At 72.4% G+C, this 16627-nt stretch carries 13 protein-coding genes; 10 read left to right on the top strand and 3 right to left on the bottom strand.

What is annotated here, in order from left to right; all coding sequences use genetic code 11:
• The first annotated feature begins 4 nt into the window (after positions 1 to 4).
• The 4 genes from ABT057_RS04465 to ABT057_RS04450 all read left to right on the top strand — a co-directional run bounded on the left by ABT057_RS04465 (position 5) and on the right by ABT057_RS04450 (position 4992).
• Positions 5 to 2866: a beta-L-arabinofuranosidase domain-containing protein gene (locus ABT057_RS04465; RefSeq protein WP_352340923.1), complete on the top strand. Its 2862-nt coding sequence runs from the start codon at positions 5 to 7 to the stop codon at positions 2864 to 2866.
• Positions 2863 to 3984 (top strand): aminotransferase class V-fold PLP-dependent enzyme, encoded by a 1122-nt coding sequence (locus tag ABT057_RS04460; protein WP_352340922.1) that lies wholly within the window; start codon positions 2863 to 2865, stop codon positions 3982 to 3984. Before ABT057_RS04465 ends, ABT057_RS04460 begins: the two co-directional genes overlap by 4 nt.
• Positions 3985 to 4195: 211 nt before the next feature.
• A complete protein-coding gene (panD, locus tag ABT057_RS04455; protein ID WP_352340921.1) occupies positions 4196 to 4615 on the top strand; it encodes an aspartate 1-decarboxylase in 420 nt (139 codons plus the stop codon).
• Between the two features lie 29 nt (positions 4616 to 4644).
• Entirely contained in the window at positions 4645 to 4992 is a 348-nt protein-coding gene (locus tag ABT057_RS04450; RefSeq protein WP_352340920.1) for a GNAT family N-acetyltransferase, read from the top strand.
• Positions 4993 to 5368: 376 nt separating this feature from the next.
• Here ABT057_RS04450 and gnd read toward each other — a convergent pair whose 3' ends face one another.
• Complete coding sequence (gene gnd, locus ABT057_RS04445; protein WP_352340919.1) at positions 5369 to 6808, bottom strand: NADP-dependent phosphogluconate dehydrogenase; 1440 nt, start codon at positions 6806 to 6808, stop codon at positions 5369 to 5371.
• Between the two features lie 225 nt (positions 6809 to 7033).
• Between gnd and ABT057_RS04440 the strand changes: the two genes are divergently transcribed.
• Positions 7034 to 8188, top strand: coding sequence for a transglycosylase family protein (locus ABT057_RS04440; protein ID WP_352340918.1), 1155 nt, complete (start codon positions 7034 to 7036; stop codon positions 8186 to 8188).
• Here the strand turns inward: ABT057_RS04440 and ABT057_RS04435 are convergent.
• On the bottom strand, positions 8178 to 9290 hold the full coding sequence (locus tag ABT057_RS04435; RefSeq protein ID WP_352340917.1) for a DMT family transporter: 1113 nt from the start codon (positions 9288 to 9290) through the stop codon (positions 8178 to 8180). The two genes, ABT057_RS04440 and ABT057_RS04435, sit on opposite strands and share 11 nt — an antisense overlap.
• 227 nt (positions 9291 to 9517) lie before the next feature.
• Here ABT057_RS04435 and ABT057_RS04430 point away from each other — a divergent pair, with 227 nt between their 5' ends.
• From ABT057_RS04430 to ABT057_RS04410, 5 genes are all read left to right on the top strand, one after another.
• Positions 9518 to 10279, top strand: coding sequence for a (2Fe-2S)-binding protein (locus ABT057_RS04430; protein ID WP_352340916.1), 762 nt, complete (start codon positions 9518 to 9520; stop codon positions 10277 to 10279).
• Between the two features lie 40 nt (positions 10280 to 10319).
• Positions 10320 to 11480: a glycogen synthase gene (glgA, locus tag ABT057_RS04425; RefSeq protein WP_352340915.1), complete on the top strand. Its 1161-nt coding sequence runs from the start codon at positions 10320 to 10322 to the stop codon at positions 11478 to 11480.
• Between the two features lie 53 nt (positions 11481 to 11533).
• Complete coding sequence (glgC, locus tag ABT057_RS04420) at positions 11534 to 12754, top strand: glucose-1-phosphate adenylyltransferase (protein WP_352340914.1); 1221 nt, start codon at positions 11534 to 11536, stop codon at positions 12752 to 12754.
• 113 nt (positions 12755 to 12867) lie between these two features.
• Complete coding sequence (locus tag ABT057_RS04415; protein WP_352340913.1) at positions 12868 to 14244, top strand: wax ester/triacylglycerol synthase family O-acyltransferase; 1377 nt, start codon at positions 12868 to 12870, stop codon at positions 14242 to 14244.
• Between the two features lie 102 nt (positions 14245 to 14346).
• Positions 14347 to 15840, top strand: a complete 1494-nt coding sequence (locus tag ABT057_RS04410; protein ID WP_352340912.1) for an SDR family NAD(P)-dependent oxidoreductase — start codon at positions 14347 to 14349, stop codon at positions 15838 to 15840.
• Here ABT057_RS04410 and ABT057_RS04405 read toward each other — a convergent pair.
• Complete coding sequence (locus ABT057_RS04405) at positions 15819 to 16607, bottom strand: SDR family oxidoreductase (protein ID WP_352340911.1); 789 nt, start codon at positions 16605 to 16607, stop codon at positions 15819 to 15821. The two genes, ABT057_RS04410 and ABT057_RS04405, sit on opposite strands and share 22 nt — an antisense overlap.
• Positions 16608 to 16627: the final 20 nt, after the last annotated feature.

Below are 16627 nucleotides of genomic sequence, written 5' to 3'. Positions count from 1 at the left end.
AGACATGAACCCCAGTGAGATGTCCCGCCGCCGGCTGCTGCGGCACGGAGCGGTGGCCGCCGGTGCGACGGTGGTCGGCGTGGCGGGCGGCGGAACCTCAGCCGCGGCCGCAGCCACCGACGCTCCCGTGGGGCCGGCCGCCGCCGGTGACCGGTCGCGGGTCAACCGCCTCCCGGTTCCGCCGTCGTGGCGGGCCGTCCCCTTCTCCCTCGACCAGGTTGCCCTCGGGACGAGCCTGTTCACCGAGAAACGTGACCGCGTGCTCGCCCATGCCCGGGCGTACCCCGTCGACCGTGTGCTCAGCAATTTCCGCGCCGCGGCGGGACTGGACACCGTGGGCGCCGAGCCGCCCGGCGGGTGGGACGACGCGACGGGCAACCTGCGTGGGCACTACAGCGGCCACTTCCTCTCGATGCTCGCCCAGGCGTGGGCCGGCACCGGCGAGGCCGTGTTCAAGGACAAGCTCGACGCCGTCGTCGCCGGGCTCAAGGAGTGCCAGGACGCCTGGACCGCGCAGGTCGGCCGGCCGGGCACACCACCCCCGCCGCCGGTGTGGTCGGCCGGCCGGGCCGGAGGGGGGCTCGAACTCACCGGCGACGGCCAGTACGTGGGGTTGCCCGACGCCACCGTGGACGGCCTCGACACGTTCACCGTCGCCGTGTGGGTGCGGCTCGCCGACCGGCGAACCTGGTCGCGGGTGTTCGACTTCGGCACCGGCACCGGCACCTACATGTTCCTGACCGCCGACGACGGAGCGGGACCCCGCTTCGCGATCACCACCGGCGGCAGCTCGGGCGAGCAACGGATCCGGGGCACCGCGCCGGTGCCGGTCGGGCGGTGGGTCCATCTGGCGGTGACCCTCTCGGGCGGGACAGGCACTCTCTACGTCGACGGCGCGGTGGCCGGCACGAACACGGCGATGACGCTGGCACCGGCCGATCTGGGCGCCCCGAAGAACAACTGGATCGGCCGTTCCCAGTTCGGGGACCCGAACCTGGCGGGCACCGTCGACGAGTTCCACCTGTACGACCGAGCCCTGGACGCGACGGAGATCGCCGCGCTTTCGGCCGCGGACGGCGGCACGCACGGCAACCTCGCCTGGTACCGGTTCGACGAGACGTCCGGCTCGGCGGTCGCCGACTCCTCGGGCCGCGCCTGGCACGCGACGGTCGTCACCGGCCCCGGCGGCGCCCCCGGCCCGAGCCACCCGGGTTTCCTCGCGGCCTACCCCGAGACGCAGTTCATCCAGCTCGAGTCGTACGCGACCTACCCGGCGATCTGGGCGCCGTACTACACCTGCCACAAGATCATGCGGGGCCTGCTCGACGCGCACACGCTCGCCGGCAACACGACGGCGCTCGCCGTCGCGACCGGGATGGGGGAGTGGGTGCACAGCCGGCTCGGCGCGCTGCCCCGCGAGCAGCTCGACCGGATGTGGTCGCTGTACATCGCCGGGGAGTACGGCGGCATGAACGAGGTCATGGCCGACCTGTACGCGCTGACCGGCAACACCACGTTCCTGACCACGGCGCGCTGCTTCGACAACACCGCTCTGCTCACGAACTGCGTGGCCGGCACCGACAGTCTCGACGGCAGGCACGCGAACCAGCACATCCCGCAGTTCCTCGGCTATCTGCGCCTGTTCGAGAACGGCGGTGGCGAGGACTACCGGACGGCCGCGGTCAACTTCTTCGACATGGTCGTGCCGCACCGCACCTACGTGCACGGCGGTACCGGCCAGGGCGAGGTCTTCCGCGCACGGGACGCCATCGCCGGCAGCATCGCCACGACGACCAACGCCGAGTCGTGCGCGGCGTACAACATGCTCAAGGTGGCGCGGGAGCTGTTCCTGCACGCGCCGGACGCCAGGTACTTCGACTACTACGAGAAGACGCTGGTCAACCAGATCCTCGCCTCCCGACAGGACGCCGACAGCACCGAAGACCCGCTGGTGACGTACATGGTGCCGGTCGGTCCCGGCGTGCGGCGGGAGTACGGCAACATCGGCACGTGCTGCGGCGGCACCGGGCTGGAGAACCACACGAAGTACCAGGACTCGATCTACTTCCGGTCGGCCCGCGGCGACGCGCTCTACGTCAACCTGTATGTCCCGTCGACCCTGCGGTGGGCGGAGCGGAAACTGACCGTGACCCAGCACGGCGACTACCCGAGGTCGGACACCACCACCCTGACGATCGCCGGCGGCGGCCGGCTGGACCTGCGCCTGCGGGTGCCGTCGTGGGCACGGTCCGGCTTCACGATCAGGATCAACAACCGGAAGCAGACGGTACGGGTGGGCCGCGACGGGTACGCGAGCGTCGCCCGGACCTGGCGGGACGGCGACCGGGTCGAGGTCCGCTTCCCGTTCCGGCTGCGCGTCGAGCGGGCTCTCGACGACCCCGGTCTGCAGGCCCTGCTCTACGGGCCCGTCGCACTGGTCGCGAAGTCGGAGAGCCGGCAGGCCCTGCCGATGTCGTGGTACGGCTCCCTGAAGCTCTCCGGTGACCTCGCCGCCGCCGTCGAGGCGGGTGAGCGGCCGATGACCTTCACGGCCGGCGGCGTGCCGTTCGAGCCATTCTACCTGGGCGACACCGACTCGTACCACGCCTACTTCCGCCGGGAGGAGCCGCGGATCGCGTTCGCCGGCACGGACACGGGCACAGAGAACCGTGCCGACGGACAGGGCACGACGTTCCTCGACAGACTGTGGGCGGCCGCTCCGTTCGCCGGCCGCCCGGCGTTCCTGCGGGCGGTGGCCGCCACCGCGCGCGAGTGGGAGGCCGCCGGGTTGCTGAGCCGGGCGGAGGCCGCCGCCGTCAACGCGGCCGCCGCCGATGCACCGATGACGCGGCGGATGCTCGCATGACGGCGGAGCTCGACGGTTACCTCGCCTCCTTCGCCGAGCCGGCCGGCTACCTCGACTTCGGCAGCTACGGACCACCGTCGCGCGCGGTCGTGGAGACGATCGGCCGGCTCACGGCCGACGCGAGCGCCGGTGTTCCCCCGGCGGGACTGCACGCGCAGGACGAGCACGCTCTCGCCGCGGTCTCGCGCCTCACCGGGTTCGACCGCGGCGCGGTGGCGCTGACGCCCAGCACGTCGTTCGGCCTTCTCCAGATCGCCTTCGGGCTGCCGCGGGGCGCGGTGCTCGTCAGCGCCGCGGAGTTCCCCTCGAACCTGTACGCGTGGTGGCGGGCACAGGACGCGGGGCTCACCACCGTGCGCACGCTGCGTGCCGTGCCCGGGGACGAGTTCGCGCCGGTGACGCCCGAACGTGTGGCGGCCTCCCTCACGCCGGACACCGTCGCGGTGGCGGTCAGCGCGGTGGACTTCCGCACCGGCGTCCGCGCCGACCTGGCCGGCATCCGTTGCGCGATCGGCGACCGCCTCCTCGTGGTGGACGGCATCCAGGGATTCGGTGTCGTCGACGCCGACTGGACCTTGGCCGACGCACTCGTCGTCGGCGGTCAGAAGTGGCTCAGAGCGGGGTGGGGCACGGGCTTCGTGGCACTGTCCCCCCGAGGCCTCGCGCGCCTGCGGCCGACTCTTGGCGGCTGGACCGGTGTCGAAAGGCCCTCGCACTACGACGGTGTGCCCCACGAGCCGCTCCCCGGCGCACAGAGATTCTCGACGACCAATGGATCACCGTTCGCGGCCGGGGCACTCGCGACGGCGCTCGCACAGCTGGAATCGGTCGGGGTCGCCACCGTCCAGCGTCGCATCGAGGACATGGCGAGCGCCTTCATCGACCGGCTCCTCGCCGCGGGCATGCCGGTGCTGTCGCCCGTTTCACCGCGTGAACGCGCGGGTCTTGTCGTGGTGGGCATTCCGCGCGGCGACGCCCCGGCCGTCCACGAACGGCTCGACGCGGCGGGGGTGACGGCGACTGTGCACGGGGACGGCCGCATACGTTTCAGCATTCACGCCACCACCACCCCTACCGCACTCGACGCGGCCCTGGCCGTCCTGGGAGAACCCTCATGACCAGCATGGGTCCAGGATCGCGAGGCCCAGCCGGACAAGCCGGCATCCGAGCAGCATCATTCCCGGCCCATTCCGAGAGGGCGCAGGAATCCTCCTCGTCACAGGTGAGCGATGTTCCTCACATTCTTCGGGACCGACGTGCCCGTGTAAGGTGAAGAACGCCCTTGACCTGCATAAAGCCGGCAGGGAGCCGACTTCCAGGAGTGCATTGATGCTGCGCACCATGTTCAAGTCCAAGATCCACCGCGCCACCGTCACCCAGGCCGACCTGCACTACGTGGGATCCGTGACCATCGACGCCGATCTGCTGGACGCCGCCGACCTGCTGCCCGGCGAGTTGGTCCACATCGTCGACATCACCAACGGGGCGCGGCTGGAGACGTACGTCATCGAGGGCGAGCGGGGCTCTGGCGTCGTCGGGATCAACGGGGCCGCCGCCCATCTCGTCCACCCCGGAGACCTGGTGATCATCATCAGTTACGCTCAGGTCACCGACGCCGAGGCGCGGGCACTGTCGCCGCGGGTCGTGCACGTGGACGGTGACAACCGGATCGTGGCCCTGGGCGCCGACCCGGCGGAGCCGGTACCGGGCTCGGACCAGCGGCGCAGCCCGCAAGCGGTGTCCGCCTGACCGACACACCGAGCGCACCGGGAGTGCCCATGAGCGACATCGAGATCCGAGACGACCGGGCGGCGGGCCGCCTCGAAGCCCATGGCGACGGCGACGAGGTCGTGGGTCGCATCGAGTACTTCGTCCTGGAGTCGCCCGAACCGGCCCTGGTCCCGGTGCACACCATCGTGGAGCCGGCCCACGAGGGCAAGGGCATAGCGGGTTCCCTCGCGCGCGAGCTGTACGGCATCGCCGCGCGCGAGGGCATCCCCGTCGCCCCGCTCTGCCCGTACGTCGTCCGGTGGGCCGCCCGCCACCCGGAGGAGGCCCCGGCGGCCGACCCGGGGCTGCTGGCCGCCGCCAAGGACTGGCTGCGCGCCCACCCCGGCCGCTTCTGACCGCCCCAGCCCGGGTGAGTGTCCGGGCCGCCGTCGGGTACGCGGGGAGTACTCCAGAGCCAACCCCGACCGGCCGGAGGACACGATGACGAATCCACCCCCCGACCCCCTCCCGCCCACACCCCCGGACCCGTACCCCACGCCGGTACCGCCCCCGCAGCCCCCGCCGGCCCCGGATCCGACCCCGTCGCCGTCTCCCGTTCCGCCGGGCCCGGAACCCGTCCCGAACCCGGAACCGGGCCCGCCGCTGACCTGAGACGGCGGCGCCCCGCTCAGGGGCGCGGGGCGGTGTCGGCATGCGGCTTTGCCGCGCGGGTGCGGTCAAACCCTCCGCACCCGCGCCCGCGCCCCTGCGGAGCCACCGGCTCAGCAGGTGCTACGCACCCACCTCCGACCGATCCCCGCCCCACAAGGTGTGGAACGAACCCTCCCGGTCCACCCGCCGGTACGTGTGGGCCCCGAAGAAGTCCCGCTGCCCCTGCGTGAGCGCGGCGGGCAGCCGCTCCGCGCGCAGCGCGTCGTAGTAGGCGAGCGCCGCGGAGAACCCGGGCGCGGGCACCCCCTGACGGGTCGCGGACACCAGCACCTCACGCCAGTCGTCCTGCGCCGCGGCGATCTCGGCCGCGAAGGTTTCGTCGGACAGCAGGCTCGGCAGGTCCGGCCGGGTGTCGTACGCCGACCGGATACGGTCCAGGAAGGCCGCCCGGATGATGCAGCCGCCGCGCCAGATCGCGGAGACGGCGCCGAGGTCGACGTCCCAGCCGTACTCGTCGCTGCCCGCGGCGATCTCGTGGAAGCCCTGGGTGTACGACACGATCTTCGAGGCGTACAGCGCCTGCTCCACGCGGTCGGCGAAAGCCCCCGCCTCCGCCTCGGACAGCACCGACGCCTTCGGCCCCGCCAGCCCCCGCGAGGCGTCCCGCAGTGCCGCGTGGCCGGACACGGAGCGCGCGAAGACCGCCTCCGCGATGCCCGACACCGGCACGCCCAGGTCCAGGGCGATCTGGACCGTCCACCGGCCCGTGCCCTTCTGCTCGGCCTGGTCCACGACCACGTCCACGAACGGCTTGCCCGTCGCCCCGTCCACGTGCGACAGCACCTCGGCCGTGATCTCGATCAGGTACGAGTCGAGACGGCCCGTGTTCCAGGTGCGGAAGATGTCCGCGATCTGCGCCGGCGTGTAGCCCGCGACGTCGCGGAGCAACTGGTACGCCTCACCGATCAGCTGCATGTCGGCGTACTCGATGCCGTTGTGGACCATCTTCACGAAGTGCCCGGCGCCGTCCGGACCGACGTGCGTCACGCACGGCGCCCCGTCGGCCGCCTTCGCGGAGATCTTCTCCAGCATCGGGCCCAGCGAGTCGTACGACTCCTTGGGGCCGCCCGGCATGATGCTCGGCCCGTGCAGTGCGCCCTCCTCGCCGCCGGACACGCCCATGCCGACGAAGTGGATGCCCTGCTCGCGCAGTTCGCGCTCACGGCGCCGGGTGTCCGCGAAGTGCGCGTTGCCACCGTCGATGATCATGTCGCCGGGTTCGAGGAGCGGGGCGAACTCCTGGATGACCGCGTCCGTCGGCTCGCCGGCCTTCACCATGATCACGAGGCGGCGGGGCCGTTCCAGCGCCGCCACGAAATCCTTGGCGGTCTCCGCCGCCACGAACGCGCCCTCGTGCCCGAACTCCTCCACCAGCGCGTGCGTCCGCGCCGCCGTCCGGTTGTGCAGCGCAACCGTGTAACCGTTGCGCGCGAAGTTGCGGGCGAGATTGCGGCCCATGACCGCGAGTCCCGTCACGCCGATCTGCGCTGAAGTACTCATGACGTCGGCTCCTAGGGATGAAAGGGATCCTGCACTCAATGGTGCAGGTCACCCGGCAGGTACGCGGCAGCGGCCCCCACCGGCCTCGGACAGATGCGCAACCGGCCCGGTTCGCGGGCACGTTGAAAGGTCGCGTTGAAGCCAGAGCGGCCGATTGCCATCTTGTCACGGCGTGTTAGCAACCCTTACTTTTGCCGCTCCTGACGCATGTCGAGGGGGATCTCCATGGCCGTACGCGGCCGGCACCGCCGGTATCAGCCGAACAGGATCAACCGGGCCTCACTCACCGTCACGGCGGGCGGCGCCGGCATGGCGATACCGCTGATCGGCGCCGGAGTCGCCCAGGCGGCCGACGTCGACACCTGGAACAAGGTGGCCGCGTGCGAGTCCACCGACAACTGGCACATCAACACGGGCAACGGCTTCTACGGCGGACTGCAGTTCACCCAGTCGACCTGGGAGGCCTACGGCGGCAAGCAGTACGCCCAGCGCGCGGATCTGGCCACCAAGGACCAGCAGATCGCCGTGGCGGAGAAGGTGCTCGATGGGCAGGGGCCCGGCGCCTGGCCGGTGTGCTCGGTACGGGCGGGCCTCACCCGGGGCGGGAACACCCCCGACATCCGTCCGAGCGGCAGCACCAGCAGTACACCGAGCGGTACGTCGACGAAGTCCGCGAAGACCTCGATGCGGGACGTCCAGCCGCAGTCCACGCCCCAGTCCCGGGCGGGCACCGCCGAGATGTACACCGTCGTCCGCGGCGACACCCTCTCCGGCATCGCCGACGAGCGGCACGTCAAGGGCGGCTGGAGCCGGCTCTACGCCGCCAACCGGCGCACCATAGGCACCGATCCCGACCTGATCCTGCCGGGCCAGCGGCTGAAGCTGGGCGCCGCGGCCGGCACGTCCACCGCGGGCACGGCCGGCCGGAGCGCCTCCAGGACCCGCACCGAGGACGACGACAAGGCGAAGACCGGCCATTCCCTCGTCGCCCCGGTCACGGCGGCCACCGGAACGCAGTACCACGCCACCGGCTCCTCCTGGTCGAAGGGCTATCACACCGGCGTCGACTTCCCCGTGCCCACCGGAACCTCCGTGAGGGCGGTCGCGGCGGGCAAGGTGGTCACCGCGGGCTGGGGCGGGTCCTTCGGCTACCAGGTGGTGATAAGACACGCCGACGGCCGCTACACGCAGTACGCCCATCTGTCGGCGATCTCCGTCCGGGACGGGCAGTCGGTGGGCGGCGGCCAGCGCATCGGACGGTCCGGGTCCACCGGCAACACCACGGGCCCGCATCTGCACTTCGAGGTGCGGACCGGGCCCGGATTCGGGACGGATGTCGACCCGCTCGCCTATCTGCGGGCCGGCGGCGTCAGGATTTGACGCGCACCCGGCGCCGGTCGACGGCCGGCACCGGGAAGTACGTGGCGCCGTAGAGAGCGCTGTGGAAGACGACCGGACCGTCGTACGGGGCCGCCGGGCTCTCCCCGTAAGGGGGTTCCCCGGCCTGGGCCGGCACGAGCAGCTTCTCCTCCCGGTCCTCTTCCTGCCCTGCCGGGGTGACCGGCTGCCGCAGCAGGTCCCTCGGCAGGTCCTCGGCGGCCGGCGTCAACGCCGGTTCGGCCTGCGCAGCCGGAAGCCCGGCCACTGCGGATCCGCCTTGAAGACGCTCGGTGGTCAGCAGGATCAGGCCGCCCGCCGCCACCACCCCACAGCTCAGGGCGAGCGCGGTGCCCGTGGTGCCGTAGCGGAAGGTCTCGCCGAACATCGTGATGCCGACCGCGGCCGCCACCACCGGGTTGATCACGGTCAGCGTGGCCAGCGGGGCGGCGAGGCCCGCGCCGCGGTAGGAGGCCTGGGAGAGCAGCATGCCGGCCGTGGCCAGCACGCCTATCACGGCCAGGGAGGGTATGTCGGCCGCCGAGACACCGCCGGTCCAGTCGACCGCGACGGTCTTGGTGAACACCGACGACATGCCGAAGGCTATGCCGGACGCCGTGGCCAGCAGCATGCTGCGCACCGCGGGGTGCCGGTGCGCGGCCCGCCCCGCGACCATCAACGCGACCACCGCGCCGGCGGTCACCACGGCCACGCTCACCCGCTGCGGGGTGCTCAGCGACTGCGCGTCGGACGCGCCGACCAGGGAGAGCAGTCCGGCCAGACCCACCGTCGCCATGATCGCGCCCCGCCAGGCCGTCGCCCCGGCCCTGCGGCCGACGAACAGCGCCGCCATGGGCAGCGCGAACACGATCGTCAGCGCGCCCAGCGGCTGCACCAGACTCAGCGGGCCGTAGGCCAGCGCCACCACGTGCAGCAGCCCGCCCAGGCCGTTCAGCCCGACCGCCGCCCACCAGCCGGGACGGCGCAGCGGGGCGTACTCCTCGCCCGGCGAGGACACCGCCACCTGCTCCTGCACGATCGCTCCGGACGCGTACGCCACGGCGGAGATCAGCGACAGGACCACGGACAACGCGAGGGCGCTCATGAGCTGCTCCTCTGCGTGAGGCGGGGGCTCCTGGCCCGGCGCGGCGAACGGTCGGCTCTCATAACCAACACGATGCCTCGTGGATCTGTTCCCGTCGTCGTCCCTGAGCACGCAATGCGTCCTACTACCGATGGAGTACGACACGCCGACTCTCCTCCCTCGGAGGGGTGACGTCCCCGGGGTCCCCCTGAGCGCCACCCCGGAGAGCCTTGGTACTACTGCATGTCGTGGACCTCGACCCCGGCCTCGCCGCGCTGCGCCCGCTCGGCGGTTTCTCCGTCCTGCGCGTCGTCCTGCCCGAGGCCGTAGACCCGCCAGGACGACTGCCGAGCCTGGCGGACACCTATGCGAACCGGTCATCGGATGTTTACGGAAATCCCCTGACTTTCCGGATCGGCAAAGTGGCCCGGGCGCTGCGGGCCCCCGACGGCCGCGTCGCCGCCTCCGTGGCGCAGCAGGGGCTGGCCGCCCGGCTCTGGTCGGCCGCGCTGGGCTGCGCCGTCGTGTACGGCCGGATCCCCGACCTCGATCCGCGGCTGCTGCGCTGGGACCCGGACGCCGGCGCCCCGGACGACCTGTGGCTGACCGAGGTCAGGGCCCTGCCCGGCGACCCCCGCACGCTCGCCGAGGCCGTGCTCGACGGCCATCTGGAACCCCTGTCGGCGGCTCTGCGCGCCCACCACCCCGTGGCCCCGGGGCTGCTGCGGGGCAACGCCGCCTCCGCCCTGGCCGGAGCCGCCCGCCAGCTGGAGCGGTGGGCGGCGGCCCACGGCCGCCCCGAGGCCGCCGCACGCACGCGTGCCCTCACCGCCGGGCTCTTCGCCCACCCCCTCCTCGCGGACACCGGCACCCGCACCGAGACCTCCGACGGGACCGCCTTCCGCCGCCGCAGCTGCTGCCTCTACTACCGGGTGCCCGGAGGGGGCGTCTGCGGTGACTGTTGCTTCACACGACCCCCGCGCTCTTCCCCACGCGCCCCGTCTGGGTGACCATGAAAGGGAACCATTTGCTGAGAACGGGGGTTTCCGGGTGCGTGTGGGACTGCTGACCCGGGAGTACCCCCCGGACGTGTACGGCGGGGCGGGCGTCCATGTCGAATTCCTCGCCCGCGAGCTGCGCCGGCTGATCGACCTCGACGTGCACTGCTGGGGCGAGGGCCGCTCGGACGGCGTCCGGCGCCACCGTTCCTGGTCCGCCCTGGACGGCGCCAACGACGCGCTGCGCACCTTCTCCGTGGACCTGGCCATGGCCGCCGCCCTGGAAGGCCGCGAACTCGTCCACTCCCACACCTGGTACGCCAACCTCGCCGGTCACCTCGCCAAGGAGCTGTACGGCGTCCCGCACGTCGTCACCGCGCACTCCCTGGAGCCTCTGCGCCCCTGGAAGGCCGAGCAACTCGGCGGCGGATACGCGCTGTCGAGCTGGGCCGAGCGGACCGCCGTGGAGGCCGCCGACGCCGTGATCGCCGTCTCGGCGGCGATGCGCGAGGACATCCTCGCCTGCTACCCCGCGCTCGGCCCGGACCGGGTGCACGTCGTGCACAACGGCATCGACACCGCCCTGTACCGGCCCGACCACGGCACCGACGCCCTCACCCGGATCGGCGTCGACCCGGACCGCCCGTTCGTGCTGTTCGTCGGCCGCATCACCCGCCAGAAGGGCGTCCCGCATCTGCTGCGCGCGGTACGGGACATCGATCCCTCGGCCCAGGTCGTGCTGTGCGCGGGCGCCCCCGACACCCCCGAGATCGACCAGGAGTTCCGGGACCTCTTCGCCGAGCTCAGCCGTGCCCGCGACGGCGTCCACTGGATCCCGCGCATGCTGCCGCGCCCGGAGGTGATCCAACTGCTGACCCACGCCGCCGTGTTCGTCTGCCCCTCGGTGTACGAACCGCTCGGCATCGTCAACCTGGAGGCGATGGCCTGCGGCACTCCCGTGGTGGCCTCCCGGGTCGGCGGGATCCCGGAGGTCGTCGAGGACGGGGTGAGCGGGGTGCTCGTGTCCGTGGACTCCGGAGGCGACACGTTCGAGGCGGAGCTCGCCCGCGCCCTGGACTCGGTACTCGGCGATCCGGCGGCCGCACGCCGGATGGGCGAGGCCGGCCGGGTCCGCGCGGTGGAGGAGTTCGGCTGGGACGCGGTCGCCCGGCGGACGGTCCGGCTCTACGAGGAGATCCTCAAACAGGCGTAGTGGGCCCCACAACGGGGCATCCATGGGTTCCAAACAGGGTGAGGGGAGCGGCCATGCGTCGTGGCGGACCTTCGGTGCTCGGCATCGTACTGGCGGGTGGTGAGGGCAAGCGGCTGATGCCCCTGACCGCGGACCGCGCCAAACCAGCGGTCACCTTCGGCGGCACCTACCGGCTCGTCGACTTCGTCCTGTCCAACCTCGTCAACGCCGACATCCTGCGGATCTGCGTGCTGACGCAGTACAAGTCCCACTCGCTGGACCGGCACATCACCACCACCTGGCGGATGTCGAGCCTGCTCGGCAACTACGTCACCCCCGTGCCCGCCCAGCAGCGGCTGGGCAAGCGCTGGTACCTGGGCAGCGCCGACGCCATCCTGCAGTCGCTGAACTTGATCTACGACGAACGGCCCGAGTACGTCGCCGTGTTCGGCGCCGACCACGTCTACCGCATGGACCCGCGCCAGATGCTCGCCCAGCACATCGAGGGCGGCGCGGGCGTGACCGTGGCCGGGATCCGCGTCCCGCGCGCGGAATCCTCCTCCTTCGGGGTGATCGCCCCGGGTTCCGACGGCCGGATCGTCGAGAGCTTCCTGGAGAAGCCCGCCGACCCGCCCGGTCTGCCCGGCGACCCGGACACCGTCTTCGCCTCGATGGGCAACTACATCTTCACCACCAAGGCCCTCATCGAGGCCCTCCAGCGGGACGCCGAGGAGGAGGACTCCGTGCACGACATGGGCGGCTCGATCCTCCCGCAGCTCACCGACCGCGGCGAGGCGCAGCTGTACGACTTCGACGACAACCACGTCCCCGGCGAGACCACCCGCGACCAGGGCTACTGGCGGGACGTCGGCACGCTCGACGCCTACTACGACGCCCACATGGACCTGATCGCCGAGCGCCCCGCCTTCAACCTCTACAACCGCAGCTGGCCCATCTACACCCATTCCAACCAGCTCTCCCCGGCCCGTTTCAACGCGGGCGGCATGGCGAGCGAGTCGATCATCAGTGCGGGCTGCCTGATCCGCGGGCAGGTCACCCGGTCGGTGCTGTCGCCGGGGGTGGTGGTCGATCCGGGCGCGGTCGTCCAGGGGGCGATCCTGCACGACAACGTGCGGGTCGGGCGGGGTGCGGTGGTGCGCGGGGCGGTCCTGGACAAGAACGTCGAGGTCCCGCCGGGCGCGACCATCGGCGTGAATCCGGAGCGGGACGCGGAGCTGTACACGGTCTCCAGGGGCGGGGTGATCGCCCTGGGGAAGGGCCGCCTGGTGTCGTGAACTTAATCCGCTGTTAACTGTGCGTAGCGCGATCGTACTTGACCGTAATCGCTTCCAGGGGGTTGACTGCTGCCTCATCCGTCGTTCATCCGCCGTCGACGAGAGGCAAACCCTTGACCGCCGATGATCTGCTGGCACCTCTCGACCTGGCGTTCTGGAACATCGAGTCCCCCGAGCACCCCATGCACCTCGGGGCCCTCGGCGTCTTCTCCGCGCCCTCGCCCACCGCGGGCGCCCACGCGGCCGACCTGCTCGCCGCCCGCGCGGCGGCGGTCCCCGGACTGCGCATGCGGATCCGGGACGTGTGGCGGCCCTTCGACGCCGCACTGCCCTTCGACCCGCGCCGGCCGTTCGACCTGCGCCGCTCGCTCGCCTTCGGCGGCGCCGTGCGCGAGCCGGACCCCGGCTTCGACCCCCTCCACCACGTCTGCCTGCACGCGCCCGCCGCCGACTTCCAGACCGAGGCGGGCCGGCTGATGGAACGCCCGCTGGAGCGCGGCCGCCCGCCGTGGGAGGCGCATGTGCTGCCCGGCGAGGACGGCCTGTCCTTCGCCGTCCTCTTCAAGTTCCACCACGCCCTCGCCGACGGTCTGCGCGCCCTGACCCTGGCGGCGGCCGTCCTGGACCCCATGGACCTGCCCACGCCCCGCCCCCGCCCCGCGCAGCCCGCGCGCGGGCTGGTCCCGGACGTGCGCAGGCTGCCCGGGCTGCTGCGCGGCGCGGTCTCCGACGTGGGGCGCGCCCTCGACATCGGCGCCTCCCTCGCCGTGTCGACCCTCGGTGTGCGCTCCACCCCCGCGCTCGCCGCCGAACCCACCGGCACCCGCCGCACCGGCGGAGTGGTCCTCGATCTCGACGACGTGCACCGGATCCGCAAGGTCGTCGGCGGCACCGTCAACGACGTGCTGATCGCCGTCGTCGCGGGGGCCCTGCGCCGCTGGCTGGACGAGCGCGGCGACGGCAGCGAGGGCGTACGCCCACGCGCGCTGATCCCCGTCTCCCAGCGCCGCCCGCGCACCGCCCACCCGCAGGGCAACCGGCTCTCCGGGTACCTGATACGGCTTCCCGTCGACGACCCGGACCCGCTCGCCCGGCTCGCCCACGTCCGCACGGCCATGGACGCCAACAAGGACGCCGGACCCGCCCGGGGCGCGGGTGCGGTCGCCCTGCTCGCCGACCATGTCCCGGCGCTCGGCCACCGGCTCGGCGGGCCGCTGGTCAGCCAGGCCGCCCGGCTCTGGTTCGACATCCTCGTGACCAGCGTGCCCCTGCCCGGCGTGGGGCTGAAGCTCGGCGGGCACCCGGTCACCGAGGTCTTCCCGTACGCGCCGCTCGCCCGCGGCCAGTCCCTGGCGGTCGCCGTCTCCACCTTCCGCGGCCGCGTCCACTACGGGCTGGTCGCCGACGCCGAGGCCGTACCGGATCTCGACCGGTTCGCGCACGCCCTGACCGCCGAGGTGGAGACCCTCATCACGGCCTGCGGTTCCTGACCGGTCCGGGTTTGGAGGAGGGGCCCGGCGCTCCGTAGAATTCCCCGTTCGAAAGCGGACGCGGTCGGAGCGCCGCACTTCTCAGCAGGGAACGGCAGCGCGATGACGGTGACAGAGGACGGCTCGACGGCCACCGAGGAGATGGTCCACGGCCCCGGCATCGACCCCGAGCGGCTGGCCGTCTGCCTCGGCGTGCTCGAGGAACTCGACAAGCTGGAGGTCGACCACCCCGACGCGATCGCCGTACGCCGGGCCACCGCGGGCATCTACCGCACGGTCAAGCAGCGCCGCCGCCAGGAGCGCCGGGCCGCCAAGACCGCCCACGACAAGGCGGTCACCGAGGCCACCGCGACCGGCTCCGCCCAGCGCATCGACGACGAGACCGAGGGCATCCTGCCGTCCTCGGTCACGGAGGCGGGCCGGATCGCCGGCGTCCTCCAGCGCCCCCGCTCCTGCTACACCTGCAAGACGCGGTACGTCGAGGTCGACTACTTCTACCACCAGCTCTGTCCGGACTGCGCCGGCCTGAACCGGGCCAAGCGCGACGCCCGCGCCGACCTCACCGGCAAGCGCGCCCTGCTCACCGGCGGGCGCGCCAAGATCGGCATGTACATCGCGCTCAGGCTGCTGCGGGACGGCGCGCACACGACGGTCACCACGCGCTTCCCGAAGGACGCCATCCGCCGCTTCAAGGCCATGGACGACTCGGCGGACTGGCTGCACCGGCTGGAGGTCGTCGGCATCGACCTGCGCGACCCGGCGCAGGCCGTGGCCCTCGCCGACCAGGTCGCCGAGGCGGGCACCCTCGACATCCTCATCAACAACGCCACGCAGACCGTACGCCGCCTGCCCTCCGCCTACGCCGCCCTGGTCGACGGTGAGGGTGCCCCGCTGCCGGCCGGTGAGCTGCCCGCCCACCACGTCATCGGCGCCTTCGGCTCCGGCGCGGTCGACGGGCTCGCCGCGCTGCCCGTCGGTATCCCGGGCCTCGACGCGCAGCAGGTCGCCGACCTCGCCCTGGTCGCGGGCAACGCCAGCGTCGCCCGGCACCTCGACGGCACCGCGATCGACGCGGGCGGCCTGGTCCCCGACGTCGTCGACACCAACACGTGGGTGCAGACCATCGAGCAGATCTCCCCGGTGGAGCTCCTCGAGACCCAGCTGTGCAACTACACGGCACCGTTCATCCTGATCAGCAAGCTCCGCCCGGCCATGGCCGCCGCCGCTCGTCGGGCGACGAGCGGGCGGGCGTACGTCGTGAACGTCTCGGCGATGGAGGGCGTCTTCGGCCGCGGCTACAAGGGTGCGGGCCACCCGAACACGAATGCCGCCAAGGCCGCGATGAACATGGTCACGCGGACCAGCGCGCAGGAGATGTTCCAGTCCGACGGCATCCTCATGACCTCCGTCGACACGGGCTGGATCACCGACGAGCGGCCGCACTACGACAAGCTCCGGCTCGCCGAGGAGGGGTTCCACGCGCCGCTCGATCTGGTCGACGGGGCGGCCCGGGTGTACGACCCGGTGGTGCGGGGTGAGGCGGGGGAGGACGTGTACGGCGTCTTCTTGAAGGACTACGCGCCGGGCAAGTGGTAGCGGCTTGCGGTACCGGCCGCTCGTACTCTCGTGCCGCCGTCCACCAGCAGGTCCGCCCCCGTGATCCACTCCGCCTCGTCGGAGCACAGCCACAGCACCGCCCGGGCCACGTCCCGCGGTTCGCCGATTCTGCCCAGCGGCAGTCCCGCCGCGACCTCCTCCTCTCCCGGCTCCCAGACGAACCGGGCCATCTCGGTCCGTACCAGGCCGGGGGAGACGGAGTTGACCCGCACGCCCGGCCCCAGTTCACCCGCCAACTGCTGTGTGAGGTGGAGCAGCGCCGCCTTGCTCGTGCCGTAGGCGCCCACACCGGGGCCGACGTGGCCCGCGCCCTCCGTGCAGACGTTGACCACCGCTCCGCCGTGCTCGCGCATCCAGCCGTGCCACGCGCACTGCACCAGCCGTAGCGGCGCCTCGACGTTCACCGTGAACGCCTCGCGCCAGACGTCCGGGTCGGCGGCCATGAGCGGGCCGTAGGGCCGGTTCGTCGCCGCGTTGTTGACCAGGACGTCCAGCCGGCCGAACGTGCGCAGGCACAGGCCGGTGAGCGCCTCCGGGTGGCCGGGGTCAGCGACGCTGCCGGCGAGTCCGACCCCGTCCAGCTCTTCCGCGGTCCGCCGCACCTCGTCCGGGTCCCGTGCGCTCACGCACACCCGCGCCCCGGCGTCCGCGAGCGCCCGCGCCACCGCCCGTCCGATGCCCCGGGTGGCCCCCGTGACGGCGGCGGCCCTGCCGCGCAGACCGTACTGTCCGTACGACGACGTCATCGGCGTACGGTCTCACGGCG

Origin of the sequence: Streptomyces sp. NPDC002588 (assembly GCF_040295925.1) — a bacterium.
Classification (GTDB): Bacteria; Actinomycetota; Actinomycetes; order Streptomycetales; family Streptomycetaceae; genus Streptomyces.
The sequence above is the reverse complement of the archived record's forward strand: the minus strand, read 5'-3'. Positions and strand labels throughout refer to the sequence as shown.

What these genes read in the sequence shown, in the direction of transcription:
- ABT057_RS04410 (WP_352340912.1), top strand. Translation starts at nt 14,347, where the DNA reads ATGACGGTGACAGAGGACGGCTCGACGGCCACCGAGGAGATGGTCCAC.
- ABT057_RS04465 (WP_352340923.1), top strand. Translation starts at nt 5, where the DNA reads ATGAACCCCAGTGAGATGTCCCGCCGCCGGCTGCTGCGGCACGGAGCG.
- ABT057_RS04440 (WP_352340918.1), top strand. Translation starts at nt 7,034, where the DNA reads ATGGCCGTACGCGGCCGGCACCGCCGGTATCAGCCGAACAGGATCAAC.
- ABT057_RS04405 (WP_352340911.1), bottom strand. Translation starts at nt 16,607, where the DNA reads ATGACGTCGTCGTACGGACAGTACGGTCTGCGCGGCAGGGCCGCCGCC.
- ABT057_RS04450 (WP_352340920.1), top strand. Translation starts at nt 4,645, where the DNA reads ATGAGCGACATCGAGATCCGAGACGACCGGGCGGCGGGCCGCCTCGAA.
- panD (WP_352340921.1), top strand. Translation starts at nt 4,196, where the DNA reads ATGCTGCGCACCATGTTCAAGTCCAAGATCCACCGCGCCACCGTCACC.
- gnd (WP_352340919.1), bottom strand. Translation starts at nt 6,808, where the DNA reads ATGAGTACTTCAGCGCAGATCGGCGTGACGGGACTCGCGGTCATGGGC.
- ABT057_RS04460 (WP_352340922.1), top strand. Translation starts at nt 2,863, where the DNA reads ATGACGGCGGAGCTCGACGGTTACCTCGCCTCCTTCGCCGAGCCGGCC.
- glgC (WP_352340914.1), top strand. Translation starts at nt 11,534, where the DNA reads ATGCGTCGTGGCGGACCTTCGGTGCTCGGCATCGTACTGGCGGGTGGT.
- ABT057_RS04435 (WP_352340917.1), bottom strand. Translation starts at nt 9,290, where the DNA reads ATGAGCGCCCTCGCGTTGTCCGTGGTCCTGTCGCTGATCTCCGCCGTG.